Source organism: Nocardioides sp. (assembly GCF_034670285.1).
Taxonomy (GTDB): domain Bacteria; phylum Actinomycetota; class Actinomycetes; order Propionibacteriales; family Nocardioidaceae; genus Nocardioides.
Genome location: NZ_JAXMNS010000133.1, coordinates 1 through 8,772 on the forward strand (window position 1 = coordinate 1; position 8,772 = coordinate 8,772).

Annotated in this window: 8 protein-coding genes and 1 pseudogene; 7 read left to right on the top strand and 2 right to left on the bottom strand. The window is 72.3% G+C overall.

Annotation, left to right across the window (positions count from 1 at the left end; translation table 11 throughout):
• The first annotated feature begins 177 nt into the window (after positions 1-177).
• The 5 genes from VOI19_RS08470 to VOI19_RS08490 all read left to right on the top strand — a co-directional run bounded on the left by VOI19_RS08470 (position 178) and on the right by VOI19_RS08490 (position 5,770).
• The gene (locus VOI19_RS08470; protein WP_323792527.1) at positions 178-2,022 is read left to right on the top strand and encodes a phosphoenolpyruvate carboxykinase (GTP); all 1,845 of its coding nucleotides are present in this window, start codon (positions 178-180) and stop codon (positions 2,020-2,022) included.
• 139 nt (positions 2,023-2,161) lie between these two features.
• Positions 2,162-3,292, top strand: coding sequence for an alpha/beta fold hydrolase (locus tag VOI19_RS08475; protein ID WP_323792528.1), 1,131 nt, complete (start codon positions 2,162-2,164; stop codon positions 3,290-3,292).
• Positions 3,289-4,476, top strand: coding sequence for a thiolase family protein (locus tag VOI19_RS08480; RefSeq protein WP_323792529.1), 1,188 nt, complete (start codon positions 3,289-3,291; stop codon positions 4,474-4,476). Before VOI19_RS08475 ends, VOI19_RS08480 begins: the two co-directional genes overlap by 4 nt.
• Positions 4,473-5,126 carry a 3-oxoacid CoA-transferase subunit A gene (locus tag VOI19_RS08485; protein WP_323792530.1) on the top strand — a complete coding sequence of 218 codons (654 nt, stop codon included), beginning with the start codon at positions 4,473-4,475 and terminating at the stop codon, positions 5,124-5,126. Before VOI19_RS08480 ends, VOI19_RS08485 begins: the two co-directional genes overlap by 4 nt.
• Positions 5,123-5,770 carry a 3-oxoacid CoA-transferase subunit B gene (locus VOI19_RS08490; protein WP_323792531.1) on the top strand — a complete coding sequence of 216 codons (648 nt, stop codon included), beginning with the start codon at positions 5,123-5,125 and terminating at the stop codon, positions 5,768-5,770. Before VOI19_RS08485 ends, VOI19_RS08490 begins: the two co-directional genes overlap by 4 nt.
• Positions 5,771-5,870: 100 nt before the next feature.
• Here VOI19_RS08490 and VOI19_RS08495 read toward each other — a convergent pair whose 3' ends face one another.
• Positions 5,871-6,779: an SDR family NAD(P)-dependent oxidoreductase gene (locus VOI19_RS08495; protein WP_323792532.1), complete on the bottom strand. Its 909-nt coding sequence runs from the start codon at positions 6,777-6,779 to the stop codon at positions 5,871-5,873.
• Positions 6,780-6,835: 56 nt separating this feature from the next.
• Here VOI19_RS08495 and VOI19_RS08500 point away from each other — a divergent pair, with 56 nt between their 5' ends.
• Both VOI19_RS08500 and VOI19_RS08505 read left to right on the top strand, forming a co-directional pair.
• A complete protein-coding gene (locus tag VOI19_RS08500) occupies positions 6,836-7,693 on the top strand; it encodes an SDR family oxidoreductase (protein WP_323792533.1) in 858 nt (285 codons plus the stop codon).
• 11 nt (positions 7,694-7,704) lie between these two features.
• Positions 7,705-8,439 (top strand): sulfotransferase family protein, encoded by a 735-nt coding sequence (locus tag VOI19_RS08505; RefSeq protein ID WP_323792534.1) that lies wholly within the window; start codon positions 7,705-7,707, stop codon positions 8,437-8,439.
• Here the strand turns inward: VOI19_RS08505 and VOI19_RS08510 are convergent.
• Positions 8,424-8,772, bottom strand: a pseudogene (locus VOI19_RS08510) (AMP-dependent synthetase); the annotation flags it as partial. The gene VOI19_RS08505 and the pseudogene VOI19_RS08510 overlap by 16 nt on opposite strands.

The window sequence follows — 8,772 nt, forward strand, 5'->3', positions numbered from 1 at the left end:
AGCGGGCTCAGGGAGTCTCGTACCCCGTGGCGCCCCAGGCTAGAACCAACGGAGGGGTGAAGCCGGGCGCGTCCTGGGGCCCGGTGGGCTCTGGAACGATCCAACCCCACCTGGCCGCCCACCAGGGGTGACCGGTGGGTAGCGTGCTGGCAACTGACTTGGAAAGGCGTGAAGCGCATGCTGGATGTGGACAAGGTTCTCGACGACGCAGGCGTGACGAACCCGGAGGTCCGGGCCTACGTCACCACCTGGGCGGGCATCACCGAGCCCGACCGGATCGAGGTCGTCAACACCTCCGACGACGCCCGCCTCGTGGCGGAGTCCCTGGAGGCCGGCGAGCTGATGCCGGCCGGTGAGGGCCTCTACTACTCGCGCTCCTACGTCAAGGACACCGCCCGCTCGGAGGAGCGCACGATCGTCGCGACCCACAAGCCCGAGGACAAGGGCGTCTACAACAACTGGCGCGACGCCGAGGAGATGACCGCCAGCCAGCTCGAGCGCATGCGCGGGCAGTCGAAGGGCAAGACGATGTACGTCGTCCCCTACCTGATGGCGCCCCCCGGCTCACCGCTCGAGGCGTACGCCGCCGGGGTCGAGCTCACCGACAACCGCCCGGTCGTGCTCCACATGATCCGGATGGCCCGCGTCGGCGTCTCGCACGTCAACGACCTCGACGACCAGAACTCCTTCGTGCGCGCCGTCCACGTGACCGGCGACCTGCCCAACCTCGGCCAGGGCACGCCCGACGACCAGCGCTACTTCGTGACCGTCGCCGACGAGCGCACGATCCTGCACTTCGGCTCGTCGTACGGCGGCAACGCGCTGCTGGGCAAGATCGCCCACGGCCTGCGCCAGGCCTGCTACGACGGTCGCGCGTCGGGCAAGTTCCTCGCCGAGCAGTTCATGCTCCTGGGGATCACCGACAAGGAGACGGGCAAGAAGTACCACGTCTGCGGTGGCTTCCCGAGCGCCTCGGGCAAGACCAACCTGGCGATGACGCTCGCGCCCGACGCGATGGGCGACCGCTACTACGTCGAGTTCTACGGCGACGACATCGCCTGGCTGTGGGTCGGCGACGACGGCAAGGTCTACGGGATGAATCCCGAGAACGGCGTCTTCGGGGTCGCCAAGGACACCAACGAGCTCACCAACCCCACCGCGCTCGAGTCGATCCAGCCCGGCAGCGGCGCGATCTTCACCAACGTCGCCTACAACCCGACCACGCAGGAGGTCTGGTGGGAGGGCAAGACCAAGCAGCCCCCCGCCGACGTCACCGGCTGGGAGGACTGGAAGGGCGAGAAGATCTCCGACCGCGAGGCCGGCGACACCTCCCCGTGGGCGCACCCCAACAGCCGCTTCACGACCACCCTGGCCAACGTGCCGAACGTCGCGAAGAACTTCGAGGACCCTGCCGGGGTGCCGATCGACGCGATCATCTTCGGCGGTCGCACCAGCGACCGTGAGCCGCTGGTCCGCGCGATCAACGACCTCGCCGAGGGCGTGTACGACGGCCTGACGCTGGGTGCCGAGGCGACCTTCGCCGCCGAGGGGGTCGACGGCCAGCTGCGCTACGACCCGATGTCGATGCGTCCGTTCATGGCCTACTCCGAGGCCGACTACGCCGCCCACTGGCTCAAGATCATCGGTGCCGCCAGCGAGCAGCCGATCTTCGCCCACGTCAACTGGTTCCAGAAGGACCTCTCCGAGGGCGGCGACAAGCACTTCCTGTGGCCCGGCTACCGCGAGAACCTGCGCGCCCTGCTCTGGCTCGTCCAGTACAAGGCCGGCGAGGTGACCGGTCGTCAGACCCCCGTCGGCGTGCTGCCGACCGAGGAGGAGCTCAACCTCGACGGTCTCGAGATGCCGGCCGAGGACCTCGCCCGCATCCTCGACATCGACGTCGACCGCTGGCGCCAGGAGATGGGCTTCCGCGAGGAGCACCTCAAGCAGTTCGACGGCCTGCCCGAGGAGATCTGGGAGGCGCACCGCCGCGTCGCCGCAGCCCTCGACAGCGTCGGCTGACCCAGCCTGTCCCGCAACAGACCTCAGGTCGTTCGCCGAGTCGGCGCGTGTACGCGCCGACTCGGCGAAGATCCTCGGGCTGGTCGAGCTGTTCGGGGCCCTGGCTACGGTGGCCCTGACGCCCAGGGAGGTGCGGAGCGTGACCACCAACATCACCAGCATCACCGCCGTACGACTCACCGGTGCCGCCTCCCGCGACCGGCTGCCGCTGCTCGTGGTCGGCCCCTCGCTCGGGACGTCGGCCCTCGCGTTGTGGTCGGACTGCGCCGAGCACCTCACCGATCGCTTCGACGTGCTCGCCTGGGACCTCCCGGGCCACGGCTACAACACCGGTGTGCCGGCCGAGCCCTTCACGGTCGCCGACCTCGCCGCGGCCCTGCTCGGAGTGGTCGACGAGGTGATGGTGCAGCGCGGCACCCCGCACGACGCCTTCGCCATCGCCGGCAACTCCGCCGGCGGAGTCGTCGCCCTGCAGGTGCTCCTCGACGCTCCGGAGCGGGTGGCCTCGGCCGTCCTGCTCTGCACCCCGGCCGGCCCCGGCGACACCGCAGCCTGGGACGAACGCATCGCGCAGGTGCGCAATGGCGGCACCGATGCGCTGGTCGAGGCTGCCACCGAGCGCTGGTTCGGCCCCGGGTTCGTCGAGCGCGAGCCGGCCCGGACGGCGTCGCTCCAGCGGGCGTTGCGCTCGGTCTCCGCCGCCGGCTACGTCGGCGTGTGCGAGGCGCTGGCGTCGTACGACGTCCGCGACCGGCTGGGCGAGATCGCCGCGCCGGTGCTCGTGGTCGCCGGTGAGCACGACCGGGCCGTCACGCCGGCCGCGGCGCAGCAGGTGGCGGACGGCGTGCAGGACGGCCGCACCGTCGTCCTCGACGGCGTCGCCCACCTGCCCCCCGCCGAGGTGCCCGCCGAGGTCGCCACGCTGATCCGGCACCACGTGCTCGGCGAGCCGGACTCCACGACCGACCCTGAGCACACCGAGCAGACCGAGCAGGCCGCACACGCCCTGGTGGCCGATCACGCCGCCGGCCGGATCGGCGACCGCCCGGGCCTCGACCGTCGCAGCCGCTCGCTGGTCGCCCTGGCCACCCTCGTCGGGCGCTCCGACGACGAGCTCTTCGCCGACCAGGTGCGCTCCGCCCGCTCCCAGGGCCTCACCGGCCCTGAGATCGAGGAGGCGCTGCTCCAGACCGCCGTCCACGTCGGTGTCGCCGATGCCGCCACCGCCGTCCGGATCGCCCGGGCGGCTTTCGAGGAGGAGCGCCCATGACCAGCAGCGCCCGCAGCGCCTACCTGTACGCCGCCGCCCGCACGCCGTTCGGGCGCTTCGGCGGCGCACTCGCCGACACCCGGCCCGACGACCTCGCGGCGGTGGCGCTGAAGGGGGTCCTGGCAAAGGCTCCCGGCCTGGACCCAGCCCGCGTCGGCGACGTCATGTGGGGCAACGCCAACGGCGCCGGCGAGGACAACCGCAACGTCGGACGGATGGCGGTGCTGCTCGCCGGGCTGCCGACCTCCGTTCCGGCGACCACCGTCAACCGGCTCTGCGGCTCGAGCCTGGACGCCGCGATCATGGCCTCGCGCACCATCGAGTCCGGCGACGCCGACGTCGTGGTCGCGGGGGGTGTGGAGTCGATGACCCGCGCGCCGTGGGTGCTGCCCAAGCCGTCGCGCGCCTACCCGGCCGGCAACGTCACGGCCGTCTCGACCACCCTCGGCTGGCGCCTGGTCAACGAGCGGATGCCGGCGGAGTGGACGGTCTCGCTCGGTGAGGCCAACGAGGCGCTGGGCGAGCGGTTCGGCATCTCGCGCGAGCGTCAGGACGCCTTCGCTGCGCGCTCCCACACGCGTGCCGAGGCGGCCTGGACCGACGGGTTCTACGACGACCTCGTCGTGCTGGTGCCGGGGGTCGACCTGGCCCGCGACGAGAGCATCCGCCCGGGCACGACCGTCGACACCCTGGCCGGCCTGAAGCCGTCGTTCAGGCCTGACGGCACCATCACGGCCGGCAACGCCTCGCCCCTCAACGACGGCGCCTCCGCCTTGCTGCTGGCCACGGAGGACGCCGACCTCGGCTGCGCGCCGCTGGCTCGGATCGCGGGGCGCGGGGTCTTCGCGCTGGACCCGCAGGACTTCGGTTTCGCTCCCGTCGAGGCGGCCGACGCCGCGCTCGCCCGAGCCGGGATCGGCTGGGGCGACGTCAGCGCGGTCGAGCTCAACGAGGCGTTCGCGGTGCAGTCGCTGGCCTGCGTCGACGCCTGGGGCATCGACCCGGAGATCGTCAACACCCACGGCGGTGCGATCGCCCTCGGCCACCCGCTCGGCGCCTCCGGTGCGCGGGTGCTCGGCACCCTGGCCCACCGTCTCCAGGAGTCCGGCGGGCGCTGGGGCGTCGCGGCGATCTGCATCGGGGTAGGGCAGGCGCTGGCCGTCGTCCTCGAGAACGCCACGTGAAGGTCTGCGACTCCACGGCCGAGGCAGTCGGCGACGTCGCGGACGGCGCCACCGTGCTGGTCGGTGGGTTCGGGCCGGCCGGGATGCCGTTCGCGCTCATCGACGCCCTGATCGACCAGGGGGCCACCGACCTCACGGTGGTGTCCAACAACGCCGGCAACGCCGACACCGGGCTCGCGGCCCTGCTCGACCGGGGTCGGGTGCGCCGCATGGTCTGCTCCTACCCGCGTCAGGCCGACTCCTGGGTCTTCGACCGGCTCTACCGTGCCGGTGAGATCGAGCTCGAGCTGGTGCCTCAGGGCAACCTCGCCGAGCGGATGCGCGCCGCCGGCGCCGGGATCGGTGCCTTCTACTGCCCGACCGGGGCCGGTACGTCGTGGGCCGAGGGCAAGGAGACCCGCGAGATCGACGGGCGCACCTACGTCCTGGAGTACCCGCTCCGCGGCGACCTCGCCCTGATCGGCGCGCACCGCTCCGACCGGGTCGGCAACCTGGTCTACCGCAAGACCGCCCGCAACTTCGGCCCGGTGATGGCGACCGCGGCCACGACGGTCGTCGCCCAGGTGGCCGAGGTCGTCGACACCGGAGCGATCGACCCGGAAGTCGTGGTGACCCCCGGCATCTACGTGGACCGGGTGGTGGTCGCGTGAGAACGCCAGACCAGCCCCGTACGCCGGCCGAGCTCGCCGCCGCGGTCGCGCGCGACATCCCGCCCGACTCCTACGTCAACCTCGGGATCGGCCGCCCCACCCTGGTCGCCGACCACCTGCCCCCGAACTCCGGAGTGGTGCTCCACACCGAGAACGGCCTGCTCCACATGGGCCCGGCCGCCACCGGCCTCGACGTCGACCCGGACCTCACGAACGCCGGCAAGCAGCCGGTCACCGCGCTGCCGGGGGCGTCGTACTTCCACCAGGCCGACTCGTTCGCGATGATGCGCGGCGGTCACCTCGACGTGGCCGTGCTCGGGGCCTTCCAGGTCTCGGCGAGCGGCGACCTGGCCAACTGGCACACCGGGGCAGCCGACGCGATCCCCGGAGTCGGCGGGGCGATGGACCTCGCGGTCGGTGCCAAGCGGGTCTTCGTGATGATGCCGCTCTTCGCGAAGGACGGCGCGCCCAAGCTCGTGCCCGCCTGCACCTACCCGCTCACCGGCGTCGGCTGCGTCGACCGGATCTACACCGACCTCGCCACCTTCGAGGTCGCCGTGGACGGTCCGCTGCGGGTGCTCGACACCTTCGGCGCCTCGGTCGAGGAGCTCTCGGAGCGGATCGGCCTCCCGCTGACCCGCTAGATGGGAGGTGGGGGGCCCCACCCGCGCGGGGGATCCTCGGTGGGGTGGGCACAGGCAGGCATTTGCTGGCTAGCGTCAGGGAGTGAGCACTCCGACCGCCTCAGCGTCGCCGACGCCCGTACCAGGTCCAGCCGCCCCGCGGCCCCTCCAGCGACGTCTGGGGGTCGACGACGTTGCCGAGGGTGGCAGCGACTCGAGGACCGCGGAGCACGACGCGACGCACGAGCAGGGGAGCGAGTCGGTCGTAGACCCCGGGCATCAGGCGGAAGCCGATCACGCTCAACCAGTTGGCCGGGCCCACGTGCACCAGACGCCGCGGACAGTCAAGGACCCGCACGATGGCACGCGCGACGTGGTCGGGCGCCAGCACCGGCGGGGGAGCCGAGCCGCCGTGTCCCGCGAAGGTCGCGGCCTGCGCGTAGATGGGGGTGTCGATCGCCCCGGGAGCCACGACGCTGACGTGGATGCCGCGCTCGCGGCGGGTCTCGAGCTGGAGAGTGCGGGCCAGGCAGAGCTGCGCCCACTTGGCGGTGCAGTAGGCACCCAGCGACGGCACGGCGATCTCGGCCAGCAGCGAACCCACGATCACCAGGCTGCCGCCACCCTGCGCACGGAAGACCGGCAGCACCGTGCGCGCCAAGGTGAGAGTGCCCAGCACCGCGACGTCGTGCACCGCGGCGAACGTCTCGGGCGGCACCTCCTCGAGCGTGCCGTAGGCCATCACCTGGGCCGTGGTCACGACGGCGTCGAGGCGGCCGTGCTCAGCCAGGCAGGCCGCGACCACCCGCTGCATGTCGGCGGCATCGCGGATGTCGCCCGGCAGGCCGAGGGTGCCGTGGCCCAGCTCGGCGGCCACCGCGCTCACCCGCTCCTCGCTGCGCGAGCAGACCGCGACCCGGGCGCCCTCGTCGACCAGGCGCCGTGCCGTGACCAGGCCGATGCCGCTGGTGCCGCCGACGACGAGCACGACCTTGCTGCGGACGTTGTCGTCACTGCGCTGGTGAGCCATGACGACGACGCTAGTCGGAGCGTGCACGCGACGACGCCTCCCACGGGGTGGTCGCGATGAGGCGCCCCCTGACGTTCCTGCGGGGCTCCGCCATCCCGGAGCAGGCAGTGGTCGTCGTGACCGGCGCGTCGAGCGGCATCGGACGCGCGGTCGCAATCCAGCTGGCCGAGGAGGGCCACCACCTCGCCCTGGTCGCCCGCTGCATCGAGAACCTCGAGGAGTGCGCGGCCGCGTGCCGCGATGCCGGGTGCGCCTCGGTGATGGTGGTCCCGACCGACGTCTCCGACGACCAGGCGGTCGCTGAGCTGTTCGCGAAGGTCGTCGCGGAGCACGGCCGCGTGGACGGCGTCGCGCACTGCGCCGGCGAGGTCACCTACGGCCGGGTCGAGGACACCTCGGCCGAGGTCTTCGACCGGGTCCTGGCCAGCAATCTCAGCGGCTCCGCCAACGTCGCTCGGCACGCCGTCGCGCAGATGCGGGAGGCCGAACGCGGCGTGCTCGTGATCGTCGGCTCGCTGCTCGGTCACATCGCGGTGCCCGAGATGACGCCGTACGTCGTGAGCAAGTGGGGCCTGCGTGCGCTGGCCCGCCAGCTGGCGCTGGAGAACCTCGACGTGCGGGACCTTCACGTCTGCCACGTCGCGCCGGGCAGCGTGGACACCCCGATCTACGACAAGGCGATCGACTCCGGGGGCACCGTCAACTCCCCGCCGCCGCCGACCATCAGCCCGGAGCGGGCTGCGCGCACCATCGTGACCAACCTGCACCACCCGAGCCGCGCCTCGCAGACCGCGTGGAGCAACCACGCGGTCATCGGCGCGTTCCGCATCGCACCCGCCGTGTGGGACCGCGCCGTGGGCCCCGCGTTCCGACTGCTCTCGCGTGGTGAGTCGAAGCGCAGCCAGGGACAGTAGGCTCGGCCGCGATGGACGAGCCGCGCAGCACCGCACCCGAGGACTTCGACCCGACGTTGCTGAGCAGCTCGCCGGACGAGCGCCTCAAGCTCACCGAGCCGGGCCGCAAGGCCCTGCGTCGCCTCGACAAGATCAGCGCACGGTCGGGCCGCCTCTCGACGCGCGCCTACAACCTGACCATCAGCCACGAGCACCGGCTGATCTGGTTCAGGGTGGCCAAGGTCGGCACCCGCACGGTGCTCGACCACCTCGAGCGCTCCGGGGTCACCCTCGACGTCAAGCACGCCATGCGGCTGCGCTACCCGGTCGAGGCGTTCGACGACTACTTCAAGTTCGCCTTCGTGCGCCACCCGCTCGACCGCTTCGTGTCGGCCTGGCGCGACAAGGTCGTCGACCACAACTACTGGGGCTTCGAGCCCGACCAGCTGGCCCGCATGCAGCGTCTCGAGGCCTTCGCCGAGTGGGTGGCGACCCGCGACCTCACCGACCTGACGACCTGCGACCAGCACCTGGCGCTCCAGGTGCGCGCGATCGACCTCACCCAGGTCGACCACGTCGGGCGGATGGAGACGTTCGCCGACGACTTCGCCGTCGTGTGCCGCCGTCTCGGGCTGCCCGAGGTCGCCCCGGAGCGTCGCAACGCCTCCACCGCCGTGCCTCCCGACGAGGTCACCGACGAGGTGCGCGAGCGGGTCGCCGAGCTCTACCGGCTCGACTTCCAGGTGCTGGGCTACCCGACGGGCTGACGGCGTACGTCGCGCAGCCGACGGACGCGGAGCTGCACCTGGTGGTAGGCGAGCTGCGCCAGCACACCGACGGCCAGGGACGCGCCGATGGCGAGGTAGGGGTGGCCGGCCGCCTCGAGCGACGGGTAGACCTGCCAGTGCGTGAGGTAGATCCACAGCGACGAGGTCGCCAGGACCCGCACGAGCGGCGCGAGGACGCTCGGCAGCCGCACCGGCCGCAGCCAGAGCAGCAGGGCCACGGTGCCGACCACGATGAGCTCGCGCTGCCGGTCGTCGAAGTAGCCGTACAGCCCGGCGTACGACGCCGCGAGGACGGCGCCGCGCTGGAGGTGG